Annotated in this window: 12 protein-coding genes; 3 read left to right on the top strand and 9 right to left on the bottom strand. The window is 71.8% G+C overall.

Annotation, left to right across the window (positions count from 1 at the left end; all coding sequences use genetic code 11):
* Window positions 1-29 precede the first annotated feature (29 nt).
* The 8 genes from U8525_RS26440 to U8525_RS26405 form a co-directional block, all read right to left on the bottom strand.
* Complete coding sequence (locus tag U8525_RS26440) at window positions 30-3,497, bottom strand: methylmalonyl-CoA mutase family protein (RefSeq protein WP_374269246.1); 3,468 nt, start codon at window positions 3,495-3,497, stop codon at window positions 30-32.
* Window positions 3,498-3,572: 75 nt separating this feature from the next.
* Window positions 3,573-4,556, bottom strand: a complete 984-nt coding sequence (meaB, locus tag U8525_RS26435; protein WP_374269244.1) for a methylmalonyl Co-A mutase-associated GTPase MeaB — start codon at window positions 4,554-4,556, stop codon at window positions 3,573-3,575.
* A complete protein-coding gene (gene scpA, locus U8525_RS26430; protein WP_374269242.1) occupies window positions 4,553-6,739 on the bottom strand; it encodes a methylmalonyl-CoA mutase in 2,187 nt (728 codons plus the stop codon). The genes meaB and scpA overlap by 4 nt, the downstream gene beginning before the upstream one ends.
* A complete protein-coding gene (locus tag U8525_RS26425) occupies window positions 6,739-8,622 on the bottom strand; it encodes a methylmalonyl-CoA mutase family protein (RefSeq protein WP_374269240.1) in 1,884 nt (627 codons plus the stop codon). The genes scpA and U8525_RS26425 overlap by 1 nt, the downstream gene beginning before the upstream one ends.
* A 113-nt stretch (window positions 8,623-8,735) precedes the next feature.
* Window positions 8,736-10,205 carry an efflux transporter outer membrane subunit gene (locus tag U8525_RS26420; RefSeq protein WP_374269239.1) on the bottom strand — a complete coding sequence of 490 codons (1,470 nt, stop codon included), beginning with the start codon at window positions 10,203-10,205 and terminating at the stop codon, window positions 8,736-8,738.
* Window positions 10,206-10,215: 10 nt separating this feature from the next.
* Window positions 10,216-13,320, bottom strand: a complete 3,105-nt coding sequence (locus U8525_RS26415; protein ID WP_374269237.1) for a multidrug efflux RND transporter permease subunit — start codon at window positions 13,318-13,320, stop codon at window positions 10,216-10,218.
* A complete protein-coding gene (locus U8525_RS26410; protein ID WP_374269236.1) occupies window positions 13,317-16,382 on the bottom strand; it encodes a multidrug efflux RND transporter permease subunit in 3,066 nt (1,021 codons plus the stop codon). Before U8525_RS26410 ends, U8525_RS26415 begins: the two co-directional genes overlap by 4 nt.
* Window positions 16,383-17,702: an MdtA/MuxA family multidrug efflux RND transporter periplasmic adaptor subunit gene (locus U8525_RS26405; protein WP_374269235.1), complete on the bottom strand. Its 1,320-nt coding sequence runs from the start codon at window positions 17,700-17,702 to the stop codon at window positions 16,383-16,385.
* A gap of 1,345 nt (window positions 17,703-19,047) precedes the next feature.
* Between U8525_RS26405 and U8525_RS26400 the strand changes: the two genes are divergently transcribed.
* Genes U8525_RS26400 through U8525_RS26390 form a run of 3 tightly spaced genes read left to right on the top strand, consistent with a single transcriptional unit; the run spans window position 19,048 to window position 21,184 of the window.
* On the top strand, window positions 19,048-19,347 hold the full coding sequence (locus tag U8525_RS26400; RefSeq protein WP_374269233.1) for a hypothetical protein: 300 nt from the start codon (window positions 19,048-19,050) through the stop codon (window positions 19,345-19,347).
* Window positions 19,344-19,631 (top strand): hypothetical protein, encoded by a 288-nt coding sequence (locus U8525_RS26395; protein ID WP_374269231.1) that lies wholly within the window; start codon window positions 19,344-19,346, stop codon window positions 19,629-19,631. The genes U8525_RS26400 and U8525_RS26395 overlap by 4 nt, the downstream gene beginning before the upstream one ends.
* Complete coding sequence (locus U8525_RS26390) at window positions 19,628-21,184, top strand: PepSY-associated TM helix domain-containing protein (protein WP_374269229.1); 1,557 nt, start codon at window positions 19,628-19,630, stop codon at window positions 21,182-21,184. Before U8525_RS26395 ends, U8525_RS26390 begins: the two co-directional genes overlap by 4 nt.
* A 692-nt stretch (window positions 21,185-21,876) precedes the next feature.
* Here the strand turns inward: U8525_RS26390 and U8525_RS26385 are convergent.
* Complete coding sequence (locus tag U8525_RS26385) at window positions 21,877-24,108, bottom strand: TonB-dependent siderophore receptor (protein ID WP_374269227.1); 2,232 nt, start codon at window positions 24,106-24,108, stop codon at window positions 21,877-21,879.
* Window positions 24,109-24,118: the final 10 nt, after the last annotated feature.

Genomic DNA, 24,118 nt, shown 5'->3' with positions numbered 1-24,118 from the left:
GACACCTGCCCGGGACCGCGGCGCTCGCGTCACATGTTGCGCCGGTACTGGCCGCCCACCTCGTACAGCGCGCGGGACAGCTGGCCCAGCGTGCACACCTTGCAGGCGTCCATCAGCGCGCCGAACACGTTGCCGTTGTCCAGGGCCGCGCGGCGCACCGCCTCCAGCGCGGCGGGCGCCGTCTTCGCGTTGCGCTTCCAGAAGGCGTCGCGCGAGGTGATGGCGTAGTCCTTCTCCTCCTTCGTCGCGCGGATCACCTCCGGCGGCGTCACCGTGGGCGAGCCCTTCGGGTCCAGGAAGGTGTTCACGCCGATGATGGGCAGCGTCCCGTCGTGCTTGAGCGTCTCGTAGTAGAGCGACTCCTCCTGGATCTTGGAGCGCTGGTACATGCGCTCCATCGCGCCCAGCACGCCGCCGCGCTCGGAGATGGCCCGGAACTCGTTGAGCACCGCCGCCTCCACCAGGTCCGTCAGCTCCTCGATGATGAAGGCGCCCTGGTTGGGGTTCTCGTTCTTCGACAGGCCGAATTCCTTGTTGATGATCAGCTGGATGGCCAGCGCCCGCCGCACGCTCTCCTCCGTGGGCGTGGTGATGGCCTCGTCGTAGGCGTTGGTGTGCAACGAGTTGCAGTTGTCGTTGAGCGCCAGCAACGCCTGCAGCGTGGTGCGGATGTCGTTGAACGCGATCTCCTGCGCGTGCAGCGAACGGCCAGACGTCTGGATGTGATACTTCAGCTTCTGCGACCGGTCGTTGCCGCCGTACTTGTCCCGGATGGCCTTGGCCCAGATGCGGCGGGCCACGCGCCCCAGCACCGCGTACTCCGGGTCCATGCCGTTGGAGAAGAAGAACGACAGGTTGGGCGCGAAGTCGTCGATGTGCATCCCGCGCGACAGGTAGTACTCGACGAAGGTGAAGCCGTTGGCCAGCGTGAAGGCCAGCTGGGAGATGGGGTTCGCCCCGGCCTCCGCGATGTGGTACCCGGAGATGGACACCGAGTAGAAGTTCCGCACCTTCTGGTCGATGAAGTACTGCTGGATGTCGCCCATCACGCGCAGGGCGAACTCCGTGGAGAAGATGCAGGTGTTCTGCGCCTGGTCCTCCTTGAGGATGTCCGCCTGCACCGTGCCGCGCACCGCCTGGAGCGTGGACGCGCGGATCTTCGCGTAGACCTCCGGCGGCAGCACCTCATCCCCGGACACGCCCAGCAGGAGCAGGCCCAGCCCGTCGTTGCCCTGGGGCAGCTCGCCCTGGTAGCGCGGGCGCGGCAGGCCGCGCTCCTGGTAGAGCGCGTCGATCTTCTTCTCGACCTCCTCCACCTTGCCGTTGGCGCGGATCCACTTCTCGCACTGCTGGTCCACCGCGGCGTTGAGGAAGAAGCCCAGCAGCATGGGCGCCGGGCCGTTGATGGTCATGGACACGGACGTGGACGGGTCCGCCAGGTCGAAGCCGGAGTAGAGCTTCTTCGCGTCGTCCACGTTCGCGATGGACACCCCCGAGTTGCCCACCTTGCCGTAGATGTCCGGCCGGTGGTCCGGGTCCTCGCCGTACAGCGTCACCGAGTCGAACGCCGTGGACAGGCGCTTCGCCGGCAGGCCGCGCGACACGTAGTGGAAGCGCTTGTTGGTGCGCTCCGGGCCGCCCTCGCCCGCGAACATGCGCGCGGGGTCCTCGCCCTCGCGCTTGAGCGGGAAGACGCCCGCGGTGAACGGGAAGGCGCCCGGCGCGTTCTCCCGCAGGAGCCACGTCAGGATGTCGCCCCAGTCCTCGTACCGGGGCAGCGCGATCTTCGGCACGCGCAGGTGCGACAGCGTCTCCGAGATGAGGTCCAGCTCGATGACCTTGTCGCGCACCTGGAACTGGTACTTGGACGCGGCGTAGCGCTTCTTCGTCGCGGGCCACTCGGCCAGCAGGCGCCGGCAGTCCGCGTGCAGGCGGCTCTCCAGGTCCTGGTACAGCGCCACCAGGTCGCCCAGGTACGCGGGCTCCCCCTCCACGCGCTCCGTCACCTGCACCACGTCGGCCGCGTCCTTCGGCTCGACGATCTCCAGCTTCTTCTTCCCCACGTTCTGGCGCAGGGCCTGGATGGTGCCGTGCAACTGGTACATGCGCCGGGCGATGGCGGCCTGGGCGCGCACGAAGCCGTCGTAGCCCTCGCAGGCCTCGACGATCTCCGCCAGGTAGCGCGTGCGCTCCGGGGGGATGATCCACTTCTTCTCGCTCATGCCGGGGGAGAGCGCGAAGCGGCTGTCCAGCTTCGCGCCCGTCTTCCTCACCAGCGCGTCGATGAGGGCCCGGTACAGCGTGTTCATGCCCGGGTCGTTGAACTGCGACGCGATGGTGCCGTACACGGGCACCGCGTCGTCGCCGAGCGTGAAGGCGTTGTGGTTGCGCTTCCACTGCTTGCGCACGTCGCGCAGCGCGTCCAGCGACCCGCGCTTGTCGAACTTGTTGATGGCGATGACGTCCGCGAAGTCGAGCATGTCGATCTTCTCGAGCTGCGTCGCCGCGCCGTACTCGGCCGTCATCACGTAGAGCGCCACGTCCGAGTGCTCGGTGATCTCCGTGTCCGACTGCCCGATGCCGGAGGTCTCCACCACGATGAGGTCGAAGCCCGCCGCCTTGCAGACCTCGATGGAGTGGGCGACGTGCCGGGACAGGGCCAGGTTGCTCTGGCGGGTGGCCATCGAGCGCATGTAGACGCGCGGGTTGTCGATGGCGTTCATGCGGATGCGGTCGCCCAGGAGCGCGCCGCCGGACTTGCGCTTGGACGGATCCACGGAGAGCACCGCCAGCGTCTTGTCCGGGAAGTCCGCGAGGAAGCGGCGCACCAGCTCGTCCACCAGGCTGGACTTGCCGGCGCCGCCCGTGCCGGTGATGCCCAGCACGGGCACCCGGGGCGCGCTGGCGACGGCCGCCTTCAGCGCGGCGCGCAGGTCCTCGCCCGCGTCCGCGAAGTTCTCCGCGATGGTGATGAGGGACGCGATGCGCTCCGGCTCGCGGGGCAGCGGGTCCTGGAGCAGCCCCTGGAAGTCCTGGGAGCGCTTCTCGAAGTCACACTGGGAGATGAGGTCGTCGATCATCCCCTGGAGGCCCATGGCGCGGCCGTCGTCCGGGGAATAGATGCGCGCGACGCCGTACCGGTGCAGCTCCTCGATCTCCGCGGGGAGGATGGTGCCGCCGCCACCGCCGAACACCTTGATGTTCGCGCCGCGCTCGCGCAGCAGGTCAATCATGTACTTGAAGTACTCGACGTGGCCGCCCTGGTAGGACGTGAGGGCGATGCCCTGGGCGTCCTCCTGGATGGCGCAGTCGACGATCTCCGCCACGGACCGGTTGTGGCCCAGGTGGATGATCTCCGCGCCGGAGGACTGCATCAGGCGGCGCATCACGTTGATGGCCGCGTCGTGTCCGTCGAAGAGGCTGGCGGCCGTGACGATGCGGACGTGGTGGCGGGGCCGGTACGGCTGGGGAGCGGTGTTCGGTTGGGGGTGTCGCACGGGCGTACACTAGGAGTGCGGTGCAGGCCCGGCAAGCGATTGAGGCAGGCGTTGCGCGCTGGACGACGCGGCTTGTCAGGGCTGCGATTGCGGCAGGAACGCGCCCAGCACACGCAGTGCGGCGGAGGTGGGCGTCGCGCGCCCTTCGCGTACGGCCTGCTCCAACTCCGGCACCAGGGCGGCCACCGCGGGGTGCGCCCGCAGGGCCGCTCGCAGGCCGTCGTTCACCATGGCCCACATCCAGCCCACCTGCTGCTGGGTGCGCCGGTGGGACAGCTCGCCGGAGGCCTGGCGCTTCGCGAGGACGTCCTCCACGGCGCTCCACAGCGCGCCGATGCCGCTGCCCTCCAGGGCGCTGCACGTGGTGACCACCGGCTCCGCGCCGGGGCGCATCAGGTGCAGGGCGGCGCGGTACTCCGCGCGGGCCCGCGTGGCGCGCGGCAGGTTGTCGCCGTCCGCCTTGTTGATGGCCACCATGTCCGCCACTTCGAGGATGCCGCGCTTGATGCCCTGCAGCTCGTCGCCGGCGCCCGCGAGCATCAGCACCAGGTAGAAGTCCACCAGGTCCGCGACCACCGTCTCGGACTGGCCCACGCCCACCGTCTCCACCAGCACCACGTCGAAGCCGGCGGCCTCGCAGAGCAGCAGCGTCTCCCGCGTCTTGCGCGCGACGCCGCCCAGCGTGCCGCTGGAGGGGCTGGGGCGGATGTACGCGGCCTGCTCGCGCGCCAGCCGGTACATGCGCGTCTTGTCGCCCAGGATGCTGCCGCCCGTGATGCTGCTGGACGGGTCGATGGCGAGCACTGCCACCTTCTGGCCGCCCCCCACCAGGTGCATGCCCAGCGCGTCGATGAACGTGCTCTTGCCCACGCCCGGCACGCCGCTGATGCCCACGCGGCGGCTCCGGCCGGTGCGGGGCAGGAGCCGGGTGAGGACCTCCTGCGCGAGCGCGGCGTGGCGCGGGAGCTCGCTCTCCACCAGCGTGATGGCGCGCGCGAGCACCGCCCGGTCGCCCGCGCGCACGCCCTCCACGTAGGTGTCCACGGGCAGCGGCTTCACGCCGCCTCCTGCTCGGCGGCCAGCTTGTCGAGCAGCTCGATGGCCGCCTTCGCGATGACGGTGCCCGGGCCGAAGATGGCGGCGGCGCCGGCGGCGCGGAGCGCGTCGTAGTCCTGCGGCGGGATGACGCCGCCCACCACGACCATGATGTCCTCGCGGCCCAGGGCCTTGAGGGCGTGCTTGAGCTGCGGCACCAGCGTGAGGTGGCCCGCGGCCAGCGACGACGCGCCCACCACGTGCACGTCGTTCTCCACCGCCTGGCGCGCGGACTCCTCCGGCGTCTGGAACAGCGGGCCGATGTCCACGTCGAAGCCCAGGTCCGCGAACGCGGTGGCGATGACCTTCTGCCCGCGGTCGTGGCCGTCCTGGCCCATCTTCGCGATGAGGATGCGCGGCCGGCGGCCGAAGCGCTGGAGGAAGTCATCCGCCTTCGCCCGCGCCTCCGCGATGCCCCGCGCCTGCCCCGCTTCCGCTGAATACACGCCCGTCACCCCGCGCACGGTGGCCTCGTAGCGCCCGAAGACCTTCTCCAGGGCGTCGCTGATCTCCCCCACGGTGGCCTTCGCCCGCGCCGCGTCGATGGCCAGCGCCAGCAGGTTGCCCTCGCCGCGCCGGCCCGCCTCCGTGAGCGCGTCCAGGCGGCGGCGGACCTCTTCGCCGTCGCGCTCCGCGCGCAGCTCGCGCAGGCGGGCGATCTGCGCCTCGCGCACGGCGGAGTTGTCCACCTTGAGGATCTCCAGGGTGTCCGCGCGCTCCGGCGGGTACTTGTTCACGCCGATGATGGCCTGGCGCCCGGAGTCGATGCGCGCCTGCGTGCGCGCGGCGGCCTCCTCGATGCGCAGCTTGGGCAGGCCCGCCTCGATGGCCTTCGTCATGCCGCCCAGCGCCTCCACCTCCTGGATGTGGCCCCAGGCCTTCTGGGCCAGCTCGTGGGTGAGGCGCTCCACGTAGTAGCTGCCGCCCCACGGGTCGATGACGCGCGTGGTGCCGCTCTCCAGCTGGAGGTACAGCTGGGTGTTGCGGGCGATGCGCGCGCTGAAGTCGGTGGGCAGCGCGATGGCCTCGTCCAGCGAGTTGGTGTGCAGGCTCTGGGTGTGGCCCTGCGTCGCGGCCATGGCCTCCACGCAGGTGCGCACGACGTTGTTGTAGACGTCCTGCGCGGTGAGGCTCCAGCCGGACGTCTGGCAGTGGGTGCGCAGCGCCAGGCTCTTGTCGCTCCTGGGCTGGAAGCCCTTGATGAGGCGGGCCCAGAGGAGGCGGGCCGCGCGCATCTTGGCCACCTCCATGAAGAAGTTCATCCCGATGGCCCAGAAGAACGACAGGCGCGGGGCGAACGCGTCCACGCCCAGGCCGGCGGCGAGGCCCGCGCGCACGTACTCCACGCCGTCCGCGAGCGTGTAGCCCAGCTCCAGGTCCTGCGTCGCGCCGGCCTCCTGCATGTGGTAGCCGCTGATGCTGATGCTGTTGAAGCGCGGCATCCGCTCCGCCGTGAACTTGAAGATGTCCCCGATGATGCGCATCGAAGGCGCTGGCGGATAGATGTACGTGTTGCGGACCATGAACTCCTTGAGGATGTCGTTCTGGATGGTCCCGCTGAGCTGCTCGGGCTTCACGCCCTGCTCCTCGGCCGCGACCACGTAGAGCGCGAGCACGGGGAGGACGGCGCCGTTCATCGTCATCGACACGCTCATCTGGTCGAGCGGGATGCGGTCGAACAGGATGCGCATGTCCTTGATGGAGTCGATGGCGACGCCCGCCATGCCCACGTCACCCGCGACGCGCGGGTGGTCGCTGTCGTAGCCCCGGTGCGTGGCCAGGTCGAACGCGATGGACAGGCCCTTCTGCCCGGCCGCGAGGTTGCGGCGGTAGAAGGCGTTGGACGCCTCCGCCGTGGAGAAGCCCGCGTACTGGCGCACCGTCCACGGCTGCTGCACGTACATGGTGGAGTAGGGGCCGCGCACGAACGGCGGCAGGCCCGGCAGCGAGCCCAGGTGCGCCACGCCCTCCAGGTCCTCGGGGGTGTAGAGCGGCTTCACCGGGATGCCCTCGGGCGTGTCCCAGCGCTCGGCGGCGGCCGTGGCCTGGCCCGCGTGCGCGCGCTGCTGCTCCAGCACGGCCGCGGGCGGCTGGGTTTCGGGGGCGTCGAAGGCGACGCGGGAGAAGTCCGGAACGGTGGGGCGCATCAGGCCACTCCGAGCTGCTGGTGCAGCGTCTTCAGGAGCTGGAACAGGTCCGCTCCCGCGTAGAGGAAGAGGTCCACGCCGGCCGCGCGGAAGGCGGCCTCGTGGTCACCGGGGCGGCCCGCGACGGCGACCGTGCGGGCGCCCTTCGCCTTGAGGGCCGCGACATAGGCGGGCACGGCCTCCGGGTAGAGCGCGTCCGGGCCGGAGATGACCGCGAGCGGCGTGTCCGCCTTCGCGAACAGCTCCGCGGCGGCGCTCGCGTCCGCGAAGCCGTGGTGCTCGTCCGCCTCGATGCCGCCCACGGCGAGCACGTTGGTCACCCACGTGGAGCGCGCGGTGTGCTCCGCCACGGTGCCCAGGCTCGCCATGAAGGCGCGAGGCCGGACGCCGTGCGCCGCGTGGTAGCGGTCGCTCGCGTCGCGCAGGGCCTCGAAGGCCTCCGCCACGCGGACGGGCTGGAGCGGCGCGACGGCGCCCTCCTCGCGCGCGGCCGCGGCCGGGCGGGCCTCGCGCCGCACGGGGGCCTCGTGGAGGTGGGGGAACTCGCTGACGCCCACGATGGGGAGCTTGCGCGTGCGCACGGCCTTGTCGCGCGCGGCGCGCGTCTCCGTGAGGACGCGGGCCACGTCCCCCCGCGCGATGGCGCGGGAGAGGCCGCCCAGCGCCTCGATGCGCTGGAGCTCCGCCCAGGCCGCGCGGGCGAGCTCGCCGGTGAGCTGCTCCAGGTAGTAGCTGCCGCCCGCGGGATCCGCGACGCGGTTGAGGCTGGACTCGTCGCGCAGGATGAGCTGCGTGTTGCGCGCGAGGCGCCGGCCCTGTTCGTCGGGCGTGCCCAGGGGCTCGTCGAAGGGGGCGGTGCTCACGCTGTCCGCGCCCGCGACGACGGCGGCGAAGGACTCCGCGGTGCCGCGCAGGATGTTCACCCACGGGTCGCGCCGCGTCTTGGTGGCGCTGGCCGTGCGCGCGTGCAGCGCCATGGCCTGCGACTCCGGCGCGCCGCCGGAAGCGGCGACGACCTTGGACCACAGCAGCCGCGCCGCGCGCAGCTTCGCGATCTCCGGGAAGAACTGCCCGCCCACGGACAGGGCGAACTGCATGGACCGGGCGGCCTCACCCGGGGACACGCCCGCGCGCTCCAGCTCGCGCAGGTACTCCACGCCGGTGGCGAGGGTCCACGCCAGCTCGTGCACGGACGTGGCGCCCGCGTCCGCCCAGGGGCGCGAGGACACCAGCAGCGCGCGCAGGCCCGGCGCGTCCTTGAGCAGCGAGCTGACGATGGGCGCGGCCTCCGCCAGCGTGCGGGCCACGTCCACCTTCGCGGCGCCGTGGCGCGCGAGCGCCGCGATGGGGTCGATGCCCAGGCCGCCGCGCAGGGCCTGCTTCGCGGCGCCGGCCTTCCGCGCCAGCACCTCCAGCAGCAGGGACGCGGGCCGGAGCACGTCCGAGGTCGGCTCCAGGTGCACCGGCGTGCGCTCCAGCGGCACGTGCTGGAGCAGCCGCTCCAGCGTGGCCTCGTCCCCCACCTCCAGGCCCAGGGGCGCGTCCAGCAGCAGCCACACGCCCTGCGTGCCGCGCTCCAGGTCCTCGCGGAGCGCCTCGGCGGTCGCGCCCACGTCCGGGCCCGCGTACTCCTGGCACAGGAGCCAGCCACCCTCGGTGTGGCCCAGCGCGTGGGTGCCGCGCACGTAGGGCGCGACGCCCGGAGGCTCCGCGGGCGCCGGGGCGTCCTGGGAGGTGTAGAGGGGCTGGAGGGACAGGCCGCCCTCCAGGGGCGACTGGAGCACCGTGAAGGGCTTGCCCTTGAGGTCCTTGTCCACCAGCCGGCGCCACTCCTCGACGGAAGGGGGCGGGAACTCCGCTGCGGTAAGAGGCACGTCAGCCATGCCCCTCCCATAGGCGCATTGCCCGCCCGGGGGCAATGGAAGGCTGGAGGGGCCTCCGCGCGTGCGTCCGGCCGGTGACCCCGAGCGGACGCGCCGTGTCATGTGGCGAGGGCCTACGGCCGTGGCCGCCCGGGGGGCTCCGGCCGCCGGGAGGGAGGCGGGGGCGCGTCCCAGCCGCCGCCCAGGGCCTTGATGAGCCCCACCGCGGACACCATGCGCTGCCCGGCGATGCCCGCCAGCTTCTGCTCGGCGGAGTAGAGCGTGGCCTGCGCGGTGACGACCTCCAGGTACGTCACGGTGCCGGCCTTGTACTGGTTGGTCACCACCTCCAGCGCCTGGCGCGCGTAGCCCACGGCTTCCTGTTGAAGCCCCGCCTCCTGCTCCAGCACCCGCAGCGCCACGAGCTGGTCCTCCACGTCCTGGAACGCGGCGAGCACCGTCTGCCGGTACTCCGCGATGCCCTGGGCGTAGGAGGCGCGCGCCTCCTCCGTCCGCGCCGCGCGGAGCCCGCCGTCGAAGAGGGTGGCCACGAGCTGCGGCCCCAGGGCCCACACCAGGTGGGGCGCCGTGAGCCACTGCGCCAGGGTGGCGCTGGTGAAGCCGCCGGACGCGGACAGGTCCAGGGATGGGAACCACGCGGAGATGGCGATGCCGATCTGCGCGTTGGCGGCGGCGGCCCGGCGCTCCGCCGCGGCGATGTCCGGCCGGCGCTCCAGGAGCGAGGAGGGGAGCGCCGCGGGCAGCGGCGGCGGCGTGGCGGCCAGGGGCACGCGGGGCAGGGCGAAGCTGGACGCGGGCTCGCCCACGAGGACCGCGATGGCGTGCTCGTAGGTCGCGCGGGCGATCTCGTTCTCCGTCGCGGCGGCCTGCGCCAGCGCGAGCTGCGTCTGCGCCTGGAGCACGTCCGGCCGCGCCGCCACGCCCTGCGCGTAGCGGTTCCGGGTGAGCTGGAGCGACCGCTGGTAGCCCACGACGGCGTCGTCCAGCAGCCGCTGCGTGGCGTCCAGCGCGCGGAGCTGGAAGTAGCTCTGCGCGAGCATGGCCTGGGCGGACAGCTTCGCGTTGTCCAGGTCGGAGCCGGCGGCCTGGGCGTTGGCCCTCGCGCCCGCCACCTGCCGGCGCACGCGGCCCCAGAGGTCCGGCTCCCAGGTGGCCTCCAGGGACAGGTCGTGGACGTTGCCCACGGTGGGCACGCCGGCGTTGGTGCCGGTGGGGGTGTTGGCGGTCCGCCCCGCGCCGCGCGCCCGCGTCAGGGAGGCGGAGCCCCCCAGGGTGGGAAGCAGCGACGCGCGGGCCTCGGCCACCAGCGCGCGGGCGCGGCGGTACGCGGCCTCGTAGCCCGCCACGGTCTGGTTGGCGCGGGCGACGCGCTCCTCCAGCGCGTCCAGCTCCGGGTCCTCGAAGCGCTTCCACCACGCGCCCCGGTCGTGTCTGTCATTGGGCTCCGCGGGCTTCCAGCCGTCGGCGGCCTCCTTGAAGTGTTGGGGCACCGCGACGCGGGGGCGGTGGTAGTCCGGGCCCACGGCGCACGCGGTCAGCAGGCCGCAGAGGAGCCACGGGGCGGCGTGGAGGTGGAGGCGCATCGTCGGCTCCTCAGGCGCCCTCGGGGCGGCCGTGCGCGAGGCGGCGCTCCCGCCACTGGCGCACCCGCCGGCCCAGGCGGTCCAGGGTCATGTAGATGACCGGGGTGGTGTAGAGCGTGAGCAGCTGGCTCACGCACAGCCCTCCGGCGATGGCGATGCCCAGGGGCTTGCGGAGCTCGGAGCCCACGCCCGTGCCCAGCGCCAGGGGCAGCGCGCCCAGGAGCGCCGCCATCGTCGTCATCAGGATGGGGCGCAGGCGCAGCTGCGCGGCGCGGAAGATGGCCTCCTTCGAGCCGAGCCGCTCCTGGCGCTCCGTCACCAGCGCGAAGTCGATCATCATGATGGCGTTCTTCTTCACGATGCCGATGAGCAGGATGATGCCGATGAGCGCGATGATGGACAGGTCCAGCCGGAACAGCAGCAGCGCGAGCAGCGCGCCGACCCCCGCCGACGGCAGCGTGGACAGGATGGTCAGCGGGTGGATGAGGCTCTCGTAGAGGATGCCCAGCACGATGTAGACGGCGAACAGCGCGGCGGCGATGAGCAGCGGCTCCGACGCGAGCGACGCCTGGAACGCCTGGGCCGTGCCGCTGAAGCTGCCCTGCACGCCCGCGGGCAGGCCCAGCTCGCGCACGGCGGCTTCAACCTCCGTCACCACGGTGCCCAGGGACGTCCCCGGCTTCAGGTTGAAGGACAGGGTCGCGGAGGGGAACTGGCCCTGGTGGTTGACGGACAGGAGCGTGCTCGCGGGCGCGAAGGTCGCGAACGCGGCCAGCGGCACCTGGGCCCCGGAGGCGCCCGCCACGTAGAGGTCATTCAGGCTCTCCGGCCGTTGCCAGAAGGGCCCCTGGACCACCATCACCACGTGGTACTGGTTGCGCCCGGTGTACAGGGTGGACACCTGCCGCTGGCCGAAGGCGTCGTAGAGCACGTCGTCGATCTGCGCCGCCGTGAGCCCGAAGCGCGCCGCCGTGTCGTGGTCCACCACCACGTTCGTCTCCAGGCCGTGGCTGCGCTGGTCGCTGTTGACGTCCAGCACGCCCGGCACCTGCTTCAGCCGCTCCAGCACGCGCGGGGCCCACCGGTCGAGCACGGCGAGGGAGTCCGCGGACAGGGTGTACTGGTACTGCGCGTTGCCCATCCGCCCGCCGATGACCAGGTCCTGCGCGGACTGGAGGTACACGGTCGCGCCGGGCACGGCCTGGAGCTTCCCCCGCAGGCGCCCGATGACGGCGTCGGCGTTGAGCTGGCGCTCCTCCAGGGGCTTGAGCGTGACGTAGAGCGTGCCCGCGTTCGTGGAGCCGCCGCCCGGCCCGCCTCCGCCCACGGAGCCCGCCACCGACTGCACGGCCGGGTCCTGGCCGATGAGCCGCACGTAGGCGGTGAACTTCTCGCGCATGGCCGCGAAGGAGATGTCCTGCTCCGCCTGGATGCTGGCGCTGAGCCGGCCGGTGTCCTGCTGCGGGAAGAAGCCCTTGGGCACGACGACGAACAGGTACGCGCTGAGCGCGACCGCCGCGACGGTGAGCAGGAGCAGCAGCACGGGGTGCTCCAGCGACCACGCGAGGCTGCGCGCGTAGCCCCGGCGCAGGGCCTCGAAGGGCTGGAGGGACGCGCGGGCCCGCTTCGGCTCTTGGGCGCGCAGGAGCCGCGCGCACATGACCGGGGTCACCGTCAGCGACACGACCAGCGACATGAGGATGGCCACCGACAGCGTGATGGCGAACTCGCGGAACAGCCGCCCCACGATGCCCTGCATCAGCAGCAGCGGGATGAAGACGGCGATGAGGGAGAGGCTCATCGACAGCACGGTGAAGCCGACCTCGCGCGCGCCGCGCAGCGCGGCCTCCAGCGGGGCGAGGCCGTCCTCGATGTGCCGCTCGATGTCCTCCAGCACGACGATGGCGTCGTCCACCACGAAGCCGGTGGAGATGGTGAGCGCCATCATGGACAGGTTGTCCAGGCTGAAGCCCAGCAGCGACATCACCGCGAAGGTGCCCAGCAGGGACAGGGGCACGGCGACGCTGGGGATGAGCGTGGCGCGCGCGTTGCCCAGGAACGCGAACACCACCAGGATGACCAGGCCAATGGACGTGAGCAGCGTCGCCTCCACGTCCCGCAGCGAGGCGCGGATGGTGGTGGTGCGGTCCATCATCACCGTGAGGTCCACGTCCGCGGGGAGCATGGCCTGGAAGGCAGGCAGCTGGTCCCGGAGCGCGTCCACGGTGTCGATGACGTTCGCCCCGGGCTGCTTGAAGATGACCAGGATGACGGCCTGCTTGCCATTGGCGAGCCCCAGGCTGTGCACGTCCTCCACGTCGTCGTCCGTCACCCGGGCCACGTCCTCGAGCCGCACCGGCGCGCCGTTCGCGTACGCGATGATGAGCGGCCGGTACTGCTCCGCGCGCAGCAGCTGGTCCGTGGCGGTGAGGGTGTACGCGCGGGGGCCGTCCTCCAGCTGGCCCTTGGGGCGGTTGGCGTTCTGCGCGCCCAGCGCGGTGCGGACCGCCTCCAGCCCCAGGCCGTACTTGTTGAGCGCGGTGGGGTTCACCTCCGCGCGCACGGCGGGCAGCGCGCCGCCGCCCACGAAGACCTGGCCCACGCCCTTCACCTGGGCCACCTTCTGCTGGAGGACGGTGGACGCGACGTCGTAGAGCTGCGCGCGGCCCTTGTGCTCGGACGTCAGCGCCAGGAGCATGATGGGCGCGTCCGCGGGGTTCACCTTCCGGTAGGTGGGGTTGTTGGGCAGGTTCGTGGGCAGGTTGCCCCGGGCGGCGTTGATGGCGGCCTGGACGTCGCGCGCCGCCCCGTCGATGTCCCGCGACAGGTCGAACTGCACGACGATGCTGGTGGAGCCCAGGTTGCTGGACGACGTCATCTGCGTGATGCCCGCGATGCGGCCCAGCTGCCGCTCCAGCGGCGTCGCGACGGAGGCGGCCATCGTCTGGGGGCTGGCGCCCGGGAGCTGCGCCTGCACGCTGATGGTGGGGAACTCCACCTGCGGCAGCGGCGCCACGGGCAGCAGCTTGAACGCGAGCCCCCCCAGGAGCGCCAGGCCGATGGCCAGCAGGGACGTGGTGACGGGGCGCCGGATGAAGAGCGCGGACGGGTTCATGGCCGCCGCCACCGGCGCCCCAGCGCGTCGAAGCCCAGGTAGATGACGGGCGTGGTGAACAGGGTCAGCAGCTGGCTGACCATCAGCCCGCCGATGATGGCGATGCCCAGCGGGCGGCGCAGCTCCGAGCCGATGCCGCCGCCCAGCGCCAGCGGCACGGCGCCCAGCATGGACGCCATCGTCGTCATCAGGATGGGGCGGAAGCGCAGGAGGCACGCCTCGTGGATGGCGGCGAGGGGGCGCTTCTTCTCCACGCGCTCGGCCTCCAGCGCGAAGTCGATCATCATGATGGCGTTCTTCATCACGATGCCGATGAGCAGGATGATGCCGATGAGGGCGATCATCCCCAGCTCCAGCCCGCACAGCCGCAGCGCGAGCAGCGCGCCCAGGGTCGCCGAAGGCAGCGTGGACAGGATGGTGAGCGGGTGGATGTACGATTCGTACAGGACGCCCAGCACGATGTAGACGACCACCACCGCCGCGAGCACGAGGAAGCCCTCGTGGGCGAGCGAGTCCTGGAACGTGCGCGCGGTGCCCTCGAAGGCCGTCTGGACGGAGGCCGGGATCCGGAGCCGGTCGCGCGCGTCATCGAAGGCGGCCACCGCCTGGGACAGCGACACGCCCGGGGCGGGGTTGAAGGACACGAGGGCCACGGGGAACTGGCCCTGGCGGTTGATGGTGAGCGGGCCCAGGCCCTGGCCCACGGTGGCGAGCGTCCCCAGGGGCACCGCTCCTCCCGTGGAGGACCGCAGGTAGAGGGAGTCCAGGGCGGTGTCCGCGCGCTGGAGCGCCGGGGGCACCTCCAGCACCACGCGGTACTGGTTGAGCTGGGTGAAGATGGTGGACACTTGGCGCTGGCCGAAGGCGTCGTAGAGCGCGTCGTCCATCTGCTGGGGCGTGATGCCCAGCCGCGCGGCGGTGTCCCGGTCCAGGGTGACGTTCATCCGCAGGCCGCCGTTCTGGAGGTCGCTGGAGACGTCCGTCAGCTCCGGCCTCCCGCGCAGGTGCTCCACCAGCCGCCCCGTCCAGGTGTCCAGCTCCGCGGCGTCGGGGGAGCTCAGGCTGTACTGGTACTGGGTGCGGCTCACGCGGCTGTCCAGCGTCAGGTCCTGCACGGGCGACAGCGCCAGGGAGATGCCCGGCACGTCCGCCAGCGCGGCCTGGAGCCGGCGGATGACCTCCGTGGCGGAGGCGTCCCGGTCTCCCAGCGGCTTGAGGGTGATGAGCATCCGCCCGCTGTTCTGCGTGAGGTTGGTGCCGTCCACGCCGATGAAGGACGACAGGTTCTCCACGGCGGGGTCCTCCAGCACGGCGCGCGCCAGCGCCTGCTGCCGCTCGGCCATGGCGGGGAAGGAGATGGACTGCGGCGCCTGGGAGATGCCCTGGATGACGCCGGTGTCCTGCACGGGGAAGAAGCCCTTGGGGATGGTGACGAGCAGGAGCGCGGTGAGCGCCAGCGTGCCCCCCGCGATGAGGAGCGTGAGCGCGCGGTGGCGGAGCACCCAGGTGAGCGCGGTGTCGTAGCGCCGGACCAGGGCGTTGAAGGCGCCGCCCATGACGCGCTCGAAGCGGCTGTCCTCCCCGGGGGGATGGCGGCGCAGCAGGCGCGAGCACAGCATGGGGGTGAGCGTCAGCGACACGACGGCGGACAGGAGGATGGTCACCGCGAGGGTGATGGCGAACTCGCGGAACAGCCGGCCCACGACGTCGCCCATGAAGAACAGCGGGATGAGCACGGCGATGAGCGACACCGTCAGCGACAGGATGGTGAAGCCGATCTGCTTGGAGCCCCGGAGCGCCGCGTCCAGGGGGCGCGTGCCGCCTTCGATGTAGCGGCTGATGTTCTCGATCATCACGATGGCGTCGTCGACGACGAAGCCGGTGGCGATGGTGAGCGCCATCAGGGTGAGGTTGTTGAGGGAGAAGCCCAACAGCGACATGGCCGCGAAGGTGCCCACGAGCGACAGGGGCACGGCGACGCTGGGGATGAAGGTGGCGGAGGCGTTGCGCAGGAACACGAAGATGACGCCCACCACCAGCGCGATGGAGAACAGCAGGTCGCGCTGCACGTCGCTCACGGAGGCGCGGATGGTGGTGGTGCGGTCGCTCAGGACGGTGACCTTCACCTGCGCGGGCAGGGTGGCCCGGAGCTGGGGCAGCAGCTTGCGCACGCTGTCCACGACGGCGATGACGTTGGCGCCCGGCTGTCGCTGCACGTTGAGGATGACGGCGGGCGTGGCGCCGGCCCACGCGGCCTGCCGGACGTTCTCCGCGCCGTCGAAGACGTGGGCCACGTCGGACAGGCGCAAGGGGGCGCCGTCGCGGTACGCGAGGATGAGCGGGGCGTAGTCGGCGCTGGACAGCCGCTGGTCGTTGGCGTTGAGCGTGTACGCCTGGCGGGGCCCGTCGAAGCTGCCCTTGGGGCGGTTGACGTTGGCGGCGGCGATGGCGGTGCGCACGTCCTCCAGCGTCAGCCCGTGCGCGGCGAGCGCGGGGCCGTTCGCCTGGACGCGGACGGCGGGGCGCTGGCCGCCGCTGATGCTCACCAGGCCCACGCCGGGAAGCTGCGACAGCTTCTGCGCGAGCCGCGTGTCGGCCAGGTCCTCCACCTGCGGCAGCGGCACGGTGTCGGAGGTGAGGGCGAGCGTGATGACCGGCGTGTCCGCCGGGTTGACCTTGTTGTAGATGGGCGGGTTCGGCAGGTCCGTGGGCAGCAGGTTCGCGGCGGCGTTGATGGCGGCCTGGACCTGCTGCTCCGCGATGTCCAGGCTCATCTGGAGCGTGAACTGGAGCGTGATGACAGACGCGCCGCTGGAGCTGGACGACGTCATCTGGTTGAGGCCGGGCATCTGCCCGAACTGCCGCTCCAGGGGGGCGGTGACGCCGGAGGCCACCACCTCCGGGCTCGCGCCGGGCTGGAAGGTGAGGACCTGGATGGTGGGGTAGTTCACCTCCGGCAGCGCGGAGACGGGCAGCAGCCGGTACGACAGCACCCCGGCCAGCAGCAGGGCCAGCATCAGCAGCGACGTGGCGATGGGCCGCAGGATGAAGGGCTCGGACATTCAGTGCCCGCCGTCCGGGGTGCCCTGGCCGCTGCCGCCGACGCCCGGCGCCTGGGGGCCGCGTGAAGCCGGATGCCGGCGGATGGGGGCGCCGTTGGTCAATTGATCCGCGCCCTCCACCACCACCTGCTCGCCGGGGCGCAGGCCCCGGGTGATGACGGTGTCGTCGCCGTCCGCGGGGCCGGTCGTCACGGCGCGCACGTCGACGGTGTCGTTCTCCTGGACGACGTAGACGAACGTGCCCTGGACGCCGTGCTGGAGCGCGGCGGTGGGCACGACGGTGGCGCCGCGCAGGGTGTCCAGCCGCAGGCGCGCGTTGACGAACTGCTGGGGGAACAGCCGCGACTGGCGGTTGGGGAAGAGGGCCTTGAGGCGGATGGTGCCGGTGTTGGGGTCCACCTGGTTGTCCGTCGTGGACAGCGTGCCGGTGTCCAGCAGCCGCTGCCGGGTGCGGTCGAACGCCTGGACCTCCAGGCGCTGGCCGGCGGCCAGCTTCTCCAGGACCTCCGGCAGGTGGTCCTCTGGCACGGAGAAGGTGACGTCGATGGGTTGCAGGGTGTTGATGACGACGAGCCCGGACGCGTCCGCGGCGTGGATGATGTTGCCGGCGTCCACGAGCCGCAGGCCGGCGCGGCCGGCCACGGGCGACGTGATGCGCGTATAGGTCAGGTTGAGCTCGGCGGCGGCGACCGCGCCCCTGTCCGCCTTCACGATGCCCTGGTACTGGCGCACCAGGGCCCGCTGGGTGTCCAGCGTCTGCCGGGCGACGGAGTCCTGCTCCAGCAGCGCGGTGTAGCGGCGCAGGTCCACGCGAGCGTTCTCCAGCACGGCCTCGTCGCGCGCGAGCTGGCCCCGGGCCTGCTCCAGCTGACTGAGGAAGGGGCGCGGATCGAGCTCCGCCAGCAGGTCGCCCGCGTCGACCTGCTGGCCCTCCTGGAAGGCCACGCGCATCAGCTGCCCGTCCACCCGGGAGTGCACGGCGACCGAGGCGGTGGGCGTCACCGCGCCCAGTCCGTTGAGGAACACGGGGACATCGCGAGCGCTCGCCGGGGCCGTGACCACGGATTGGGGCCCCCGCGCGCCGCGGCCTTGAGCGCCCGCGCCGCCGCCAGCGGCCATGTGGCCGGAGCCCCGGGGATGCTGGAGCCGCCGCGCGACGACGATGGACAGCGCGACGAGCCCCGCGAGCAGCAGCAGCCATCCCCAGCGCGGGCTCCGGCGACGGGGCGGTGCCCGCCCCGCTGGCGCGGCCTCGCCCGCGTCGGGCCGCGACGGCGCCTCGGGAGAGGAGTCCGTGTCGGGAGGAGAGCGCGTGGGCATGCGAAGAGCCACCAGGGGACCCACCGTGGAGGAACCGGTGGTTCGGGGGCTCCCAACGTGCGTCCGGCCGCGCGGGCCCTCAAGGCTCCCGAAGGGAGGGGCGCTGCCCTCCAGCGGACATCCCCGCGTGGGGAAGGGGGCGCACGCGCGAAGGGGGCGTCAAACCTGGAAAGGCAATGGGCCCGGAGGGTGACGAGGCGAAGGCCGGGCCGTTGCTTCCGGCCCGGGCTGGAGGAGGTCGCCTGGCTTGATGCGGTTGAATCAAGCCAGGGGGGCGCCGTCCCCGGCGCCGGCAACGCTCACGCGTTGAATGGCCCTGGGCAATCAACGGCGATGAGGGGGCTGGACGGCGATGCCGACGCGCGTGGGGCGTTCGTCAGGAAGTCCAGGCCGCCGCGCCGTTGTGGATCGAGGGCGGTCACCGTGAGGATTCGCTCAACGCAGCGACTGCCCACGGGGCCTCAATGCACGCACTTGCCGCTCTTGCACATCCCCTTGTCGCCAAACTTGTTGTGCTCGAAGCACAGACACTCTGATTGGTTCGCGATGTTCTCGAAAGAGATGTTTCCTTTCGTGTCCACGCATTTGGCAGCGCTCTCAAGGTGTTCTCGCGATCCTGCTGGGCCAACGCGGGTGGACGGTCCCATGGGTGGAGTCCCGTCCAGGGGCCAGGGATGTCCCCCTTCGCGTCCGCACGGCAGCAATCGGGATGCCAACTCGATTCCAGGGAGGGCGCTCGAGGGACGCTCCCCGGTTGCAGGTGGCGCGGTGTGGGGTGCCATGCTGCTTGACGCGTCAAGGCGTCAGGTTGACACGTTGTCGGCGCGTTTGTGTCACTGGAGCCTGTTCCGGCGGGGAAGACGTCAGCCCGGCTGTTGCGTCCCCCCTGTTTCTGGAGCTTCCCGAGACACCTCCCTGGGGACGGCTTCCCCACGTGAGGTGGACGTGACGAAGCCGCGGGGGCAGGACAGAACCGCGGAGCACCGTCGGTGCCTGTCGGAGATCGTCACGCGCGCAGGGGACCCGCTGAGGTCGCCGCGTGAACGCAGGCCCAGGACCTGCCGCGGCTGGCGCAGAACGCGCGGTTGCAGCGGGTGACTCCCTGGGCGGCGCGGCCAGCTCGAACCGCGTCGCGCCGTGGTGGCAGCGTCCTCTCAAGGCCCCGGCTTCGCTCGTCCCTCCGTTCTCCGGAGCGCCGTGTTTCCCGGAGCCGCGGTGAGTGCACGGTGTTCGTGCGCCAGCGCTCGCACCGTGAGCGCGGGTGCCCTCCGCCTGCCTTGACAGCCCTGGGGGGAATCATGAGGATGCAAATCATTATCAACTTGAGACCAAGAGACGGGGTCGCGTGGTGGACGCGATGTTGAGCCTCGCCGCGCTGTGCTTCTGCGTGTCGGCGGTGGCGTGGATGGGGGTGGGTGGTCGTGCGCGGTGGCTCGCGGCGGCGCCGGGGCTCGCGTCGCTGGGGTGCTGCGTGGGCGGCTTCGGGTGGGTGGCGGGGCTGCTGGTGCTGCTGGTGCTGGCGATGACGGCGGCCTCGGTGCTGGTGCTGGTGCTCTCGCCCCGGCCCTCGCGTGCGCGCGCGTTCGCGTGGGTGAGTGGCGTGGTGGGTCTGGTGCCGGTGGCGCTGATGGGCCTGGGGCGATGAGCGCGGGGCGCGGTGACAAGGCGGCGAACCACTCCGTCGCGCGGACGCTGGCGGCCGTGCTGGGGGCTCCGCTCGCGGCGTTCGCGGTGGGCGCGGCGGTGATGGCGTTCCTTCCTGTGTCCGGGACGTGGGCCTTCGCGCTGGGCTTCCACGTGGTGCTGCCCGTGTGGGTGGGGCTCGCGTGCGCGCTGCCGCTGGCACGGAATGGCCGGGTGGCGTGGGGCGTGTGCCTGGCGGTGGCGGTGGCGGTGGCCGTCGCGCTGGTCGTGCGAGGGCCGCGATGAAGCTGTCGCCCCGGACGTTCCGCATCCAGTTCGACCTGCACGCGTGGGCGGGTGTTGTCGCCAGCCTCTTCCTGTTCGTCATCTTCTTCTGCGGCGTCTTCGCCATGTTCCGCGAGGAGCTGGAGGTGTGGCAGGAGCCCGCGCTCCACGTCGCGCCGCCCTCGGAGTCACCGCCGTCGTTCGACATGATGCTGGAGCGGGTGCGGGAGCAGGGGCCGCTGCCGCGAGGCGCTCATGTGGGCCTGCTCACGCACGAGGAGACGCGGTTCATCACCGCGTACCTCTTCGAGCCCACGGGGATGCGCGTGCTGTGGCTGGACCCGCTCACTGGCGCCGCGCTGCCGGAGCGCAGCCGGCTGGCGAGCGAGCTGTACTGGATGCACTTCTTCTACCGGGTGCCCTGGGGCATGGAGCTGACGGGCCTGGTGGCGGTGGCGCTCCTGGTGGCGCTGGTCAGCGGCCTGTGGATCCACCTGAAAGACCTCCGCGCGCAGTGGTGGCGCTTCCGCCCCACCGCCAGGCTGCGCTTCTCCGCGTCGGATGCGCACAAGGTGCTGGGCGTCTTCGGGCTGCCGTTCACCGCGATGATGGCGTGGACGGGGGCGGTGCTGTGCCTGGCGGGGCTCGCGGCGCAGGGCTTCGGGAGCACGGTGTACCGGGGACAGGCGGACCGGGTGACGCAGCTGCGAGGCTACAGCACGCCCGTGCGCGAAGCGGCGAAGCAGGACGCGCGCATGCTGTCGCTGGACACGGTGGTGGACCGCGCGCGCGCGTCGGTGCCCGGCGCGGAGGGCACGCCTCGCTACGTGGAGCTTCACGAGTACGGCGACGCGAAAGCCTGGGCGGGCGTGTACTTCCAGCTGTCCCCGCTGGGGCCGGACCACTTCGCGCATGTGGATACGGTGACGGGGGAGACGTTCGGATCGAGCGTGGAGTCGCGCACGCCGGACTTCACGGTGGAGCGGGTGCTCTTCGACCTGCACGCGGGCCGGTTCGCGGAGGAGCTGATGAAGCCTCTCTACGCGCTGCTGGCGCTGGCGATGTGCACGGTGCTCATCACCGGAAACCTCATCTGGCTGGAGCGTCGTGACCCCCAGCGCACGCGCTGGGGCAACCGTTTGCTGGAGCGGCTGACGGTGGGCGTCCCCGCCGGGCTCGCGTTCGGCACCGCGGTGTACTGCGCCGTGAACCGAGTCCTGCCGTGGGCGTTGGCACGCCGGGGGGATTGGGAGTTCGGCCTCTTCCTGGGCGCGTGGGCGCTCGGGGTCGTCATCGCGCTCGTGCCGCGCGGATCATCGCGCAGGGTGGGTAGCATGCTGAGCGCCGCGGCCGCGGTGCTGTATGGCGCGGTGGTGGTGGGGGACGTCCTGACGCAGGACGTGAACCTGTTCACGGCGCTGTCGCGCGGCCTGCCCCCGGTGTTCGTGGCGGAGGCATTCCTCGTCTCCATGGCACTGGGCTGCGGTGGCCTTGCATGGGGCCTGCGCAGGCGGAAGACGGCGGAGCCCGTCTCCGGTGGCGCCGCACCCGAAGGGCCGCTCGTCAAGGCGTGAGGCCCGAGAGGCCGCGAAGCACGGCGGTGCGCCAGAGGGACTTCCCATCAGCGCGCGGCCGTGATGCTCGAAATGCACGACGCGCGCCAGGTCCCCAGAGGCCCATGGGGGCCACCTCGCATCCAAGGCGGCCCCCCGGGCGCGGTCTCCCAAAACCTGTCCGACAGTCGGACAGGTTCGTTCTGTCCGGATGAGACGGCAGCCCCACGCCGGCGGCCCCCAAGCCTGTCCGGTGGTCGGGCCGCTTCCCGTTGCCCGGTCGGGGCTACGTGCCCGCACCACGGACTTCCAAGACCTGTCCGACAGTCGGACAGGTTCCGGCGGCTCGGGTGGACCGGCGGCCCTTCTTGGCACGGACTCCCAAGACCTGTCGGACAGTCGGACAGGTTTGGACGGACCGGTGGGCCTCCTGGGCACGGGCTCCCAAGGCCTGTCGGACAGTCGGACGGGTTTTGGCGGCCCGCCGCCGCCGGGGCATCCCGGCGGAGTTCTCACCTCCTCACCCAGAGGGCGGCCTTCGTGTCCGCGGGCCTGGTGCTCGGTGAGGAGTCCCGTCCATGCGTGACCGTGGTGCTTCCAGCATCTGGGGGCACGGCATCCGGGAACGACATGAGGCCCTCGCTGGCGGAGACGTGCCAGACGAGGGCCCCATGGATACCTCGGTGTGCGCTGACTTCAGACCCGCGCGATGCCTACCAGGTGTAGCCGACCGTGGCGGACGCGCGGCGGCGCTCGCCGTAGAAGCAGGCCGTCGCGGAGCTGCACGAGGACACGTAGGTCTTGTCCCCCAGGTTGGAGGCGTTGATGGCCGCGCGCCAGGGGCCGCGCTCGTAGTGCACGCTCGCGTCCACCAGCGTGAAGCCCGGCACGTCCAGCGTGTTGTCGCGGTCCGCGTAGGAGCTGCCCACGCCGCGCACGCCCGCCGCCACGCCGAAGCCTCGCAGCGCGCCGTTCTGGAAGGTGTAGTCCAGCCACAGCGACGCCATCACCTCCGGCACGCCCACCGGACGCTTGCCCAGCTCGAAGTCCGCGCCCTCGGTGATCTCCAACGAGTACACCGACGCGGAGCCAATCAGGCTCAGCCCGTGGAGCAGCGTGGCGTTGGCCTCCACCTCGAAGCCGCGCGAGCGGACCTCGCCAATCTGCAGCTGGTTGAAGGCGCCGTCCGTGGTCACGAAGTTCTCGCGCTTCAGCTCGAACACCGACAGGCCCACCAGCACCGGGAACGCATCCGGCTGGTACTTCACGCCCGCTTCAAGCTGCTGGCCCTTCTCCGGCTCGAACAGCGAGCCGTCCGCCTTCGTCCCGGCCACCGGGTTGAACGACTTCGAGTAGCTGACATACGGCGCGAGGCCGAAGTCGAAGCGGTAGAGCAGGCCCGCGCGGCCGCTGAAGGCGCTCTCGCTGCCGTCGTAGCTGGCCGTGGGCGCCAGCTTGTTGTCCACGTCCATGCCCACCCAGTCATGGCGCCCGCTCAGCACCAGGCTCAGCCGGTCGTCGAAGCGCAGCTGGTCCTGGAGGTAGACGCCCAGCTGGTCCTGCGTGGAGCGGTTCAGCGTGTAGCGCGTCTCCGTGGGCGCGTAGTCGCCGCGCACGGGGTGGAGCAGGTCCAGCGGCGCGCCCGCCTCGTAGCCCTGCTCGTCGTCCAGGCGGTAGTTCTTGAAGTCCACGCCCGCCAGCACCAGGTGGCGCACGGGGCCGGTGGAGAAGCGCGCCTCGCCCTGCGTGTCCACCGTGAAGAGGTTCGCGCGCGGCCGGGTGACGAAGTTGCCGCGCGCCAGCTGCGCCTCCGCCGGCTCACCCTGGTAGCCCACGCCGTAGAGCGTCTGGAAGTCCAGGTCCAGGTGCGCGAAGCGCAGGTTCTGCCGCAGCGTGAAGGTGTCGTTGAAGCGGTGGGAGAACTCGTAGCCCGCCCAGGACTGGTTGCGCTGGAAGTGGTCCAGGCTCTTGTCGCTGGTGAAGAGGTCGGTGGGGATGCGGCCATAGGGCGCGTCCACCACGGTGCCCTCGTAGGGCAGGAAGTTCTGCCCCTGCGTGCGGTCCGCCAGGAAGCTGCCGTGCAGCGTCAGCGAGGTGCGCTCCGACGGCGCCCAGGTGAGGGCCGGCGCGATGAAGAGCCGGTTGTTGTCCGTCTCCTCCACCTGCGTGCCGCCGCCGCGCGCCAGCGCCGCCACCCGGTAGCGCCAGTGGTTGCCCGAGTCGATGGCGCCGCCGAAGTCCACGGCCGCGTAGCCGTTGCCGAACTCGTTGGCGCCCACCTCCACGTGCCGCACGGGGGCCTCCACCGGCGGACGCTTGCCCGTCATGTTCAGCAGGCCGCCCGGAGACGTGCCGCCGTACAGCACGGAGGCCGGGCCGCGCACGGCCTCCACGCGCTCCAGGCCGAAGGGCTCGATGCGCCAGGTGGCGAAGCTGCTGGAGTACAGCTGGAGCCCGTCCAGGAAGTAGCCGGCCTCCTGCGACGTGAAGCCGCGGATGAGGAACCAGTCGTTGCGCGGGTCCGCGCCGAACGTGTCCGAGCGCACGCCCGGCGTGTAGCGCGTGGCCTCCGTCACGCTCTGCGCCTGCTGCGCGTCCATCTGCGCCCGGCCCACCACCGACACCGACTGCGGCGTGTCGATGAGCGCCGCGTCCGTCTTCGTCCCACTGGCGCTGCGGCGCGCGGTGTAGCCCTGCACCGGGCCCCCGGCGCGCTCGCTGTCCACCGTCACCGTGGGCAGGACGTAGAGCTCGTCGTCCTTCGCGTCTTGCGCGGGCGCGGGGGACGGCTCGGGCGCGGGGGACGGCTCGGGCGCGGGAGACGGAGGCGGCTGGGGCTCAACGGGCTCCTGCGCCAGGGCAGGGGAGGCGAGGACGGAGAGGGAGGCGCCAAGCAGCGCCCCAGGGACGAGGCGGCGCGAACGGCCGCGGAACAGAGTGGGCATATTGAGAATG

This window comes from Corallococcus sp. RDP092CA (genome assembly GCF_041903675.1).
In the GTDB taxonomy this organism is placed as follows: domain Bacteria; phylum Myxococcota; class Myxococcia; order Myxococcales; family Myxococcaceae; genus Corallococcus.
Note: the sequence above shows the minus strand (reverse complement) of the source record. Positions and strands in the feature narration are given on the sequence as shown.

Excerpts from the sequence above, each read along its gene's own strand:
- U8525_RS26405 (WP_374269235.1), bottom strand. The coding sequence starts at position 17,702 with ATGCCCACGCGCTCTCCTCCCGACACGGACTCCTCTCCCGAGGCGCCG.
- U8525_RS26420 (WP_374269239.1), bottom strand. The coding sequence starts at position 10,205 with ATGCGCCTCCACCTCCACGCCGCCCCGTGGCTCCTCTGCGGCCTGCTG.
- U8525_RS26395 (WP_374269231.1), top strand. The coding sequence starts at position 19,344 with ATGAGCGCGGGGCGCGGTGACAAGGCGGCGAACCACTCCGTCGCGCGG.
- U8525_RS26410 (WP_374269236.1), bottom strand. The coding sequence starts at position 16,382 with ATGTCCGAGCCCTTCATCCTGCGGCCCATCGCCACGTCGCTGCTGATG.
- U8525_RS26385 (WP_374269227.1), bottom strand. The coding sequence starts at position 24,108 with ATGCCCACTCTGTTCCGCGGCCGTTCGCGCCGCCTCGTCCCTGGGGCG.
- scpA (WP_374269242.1), bottom strand. The coding sequence starts at position 6,739 with ATGCGCCCCACCGTTCCGGACTTCTCCCGCGTCGCCTTCGACGCCCCC.
- U8525_RS26390 (WP_374269229.1), top strand. The coding sequence starts at position 19,628 with ATGAAGCTGTCGCCCCGGACGTTCCGCATCCAGTTCGACCTGCACGCG.
- U8525_RS26415 (WP_374269237.1), bottom strand. The coding sequence starts at position 13,320 with ATGAACCCGTCCGCGCTCTTCATCCGGCGCCCCGTCACCACGTCCCTG.
- U8525_RS26425 (WP_374269240.1), bottom strand. The coding sequence starts at position 8,622 with ATGGCTGACGTGCCTCTTACCGCAGCGGAGTTCCCGCCCCCTTCCGTC.